Source organism: Nocardioides sp. NPDC023903, assembly GCF_040639295.1.
Classification (GTDB): domain Bacteria; phylum Actinomycetota; class Actinomycetes; order Propionibacteriales; family Nocardioidaceae; genus Nocardioides.
The window spans coordinates 1-1,566 of sequence record NZ_JBEZZS010000077.1; the positions used below are offsets into that span (position 1 = coordinate 1).

A 1,566-nucleotide genomic window follows, 5' to 3' on the forward strand; every position below is an offset into this window, starting at 1 on the left:
AGCAAGATCATGCAATGCAAAATTCTGCAGATTTTGCCGAAAGGGGGTGACAACCCCTTAGGTGATGCGGCAACATTGTTCTTGCCCCGCTGGTGGCTGCACAGCCACGCGCACCGCTGCACACGTCATCGGAACTACTTGACCTGGTACATCCAGATCTGGATGTTGGCCAGCTCGCCGGTCTCGCCCCACTTGTACTGGCGGGCGACACCGGTGCCGTCGTAGTTGCGGACGTAGTCGACCAGCTCGGCGCGGGTGACCTTACCGGCATCGATGCCCTTGAGCAGGATGGTGGTCAGGTCGTAGCCCTCGACGGAGTAGACGCCGGGAGCCTGGCCGTTGAGCGCCTTGTAGTCGGCGGCGAACTTCTCCGGTGCCGGGCTGCACGGGCACGACAGCAGCGCGTCCTTGGACGAGGAACCGGCCTGACGGACGAACTCGGGATCGTTGCTGCCGTCGGCGGACACGAAGGCCGCGGTCACGCCGCCGGAACGCAACTGCTGCACGAACGGCGCCGCCTCGGCGTAGTAGCCGGCGTAGAAGATGGCATCGGGCTTGGCCGCGGACAGCTTGGAAACCGCTGCCGAGAAGTCCTTGTCACCTTCCTTGACGCTCGTCCCACAGGAGGTGTCGGCCGCGGGGCCCGCGGCGGTGATGAACGCCTGGGCCAGACCGGCACCGTAATCGGTGTTGTCCTGCACGACGCAGATCTTCTTGAAGCCCTTCTCGCCGGTCAGGTAGTTCGCGACCGCCGGGCCCTGCGAGTTGTCGTTACCCAGGCCGCGGAAGAAGGTCTTCCAGCCGTTCTGGGTCAGCGTGGGGTTCGTGGCCGACGCCGTCAGCGTGGGCATGCCTGCCTCGCTGAGGATTTGGCCGGTCGCCTTGGTCTCGCCAGAGAAGGTCGGGCCGACCAGCGCCACGATGCTCGGGTCGGCGACGATCGTCGGGACCACCTGGCTGGCGATCTGCGGCTTGCCCTCGGTGTCGAACTGCTTCACCGAGACCTGGCAGTCCGGGTTGGCCTTGTTGTGCTTGTCGAGCGCGAGCTTCACGCCCATGATGATGTTGATGCCGAGCGCGGCGTTTCCGCCGGTCAGCGGGCCCGCCATGCCCAGGGTCAGGGGCGCGCACTTGGCCTTGCCGTCGCCTGCGGGATCCGCGGCCGCACCGGCGTCGGTTGTCGCGACGGCCTTACCCTCGGTATCGAGCTGAACGACCGACTGGATGGAGAGATCGGTGCTGCCGCCACCGCCGCCATCCGACGACTTGTCACTGCATCCGGACAACACCAACGACGCGGCAGCTCCGATTACCAGAACTCCCCGCGTCGACCGACTGCGCCATGTCGAACTGAGCACGTCTCACCTCTATGTCCTGTGCTCCCCGGGTTCACCGAGGGGGCCGACCACGTTCAGCCCGCAGAGAACATATCGCCGCTCTGTTAGATCCGCATCACATTCGCATCATGTCGGACGCCTCTTGTCCAGCAATAGTTCACATTATTGTTTCGCTTACGTAAACATTTTCTGCTTTTGGCCCGCGCGGCGGTAAGAGCCGAACCGAGTC

At 64.3% G+C, this 1,566-nt stretch carries 1 protein-coding gene; it reads right to left on the reverse strand.

Going from position 1 to position 1,566, the window contains the following annotated elements:
• Positions 1 to 134: 134 nt before the first annotated feature.
• A complete protein-coding gene (locus AB0F44_RS30035; RefSeq protein WP_357361008.1) occupies positions 135 to 1,286 on the reverse strand; it encodes a branched-chain amino acid ABC transporter substrate-binding protein in 1,152 nt (383 codons plus the stop codon).
• Positions 1,287 to 1,566 lie beyond the last annotated feature (280 nt).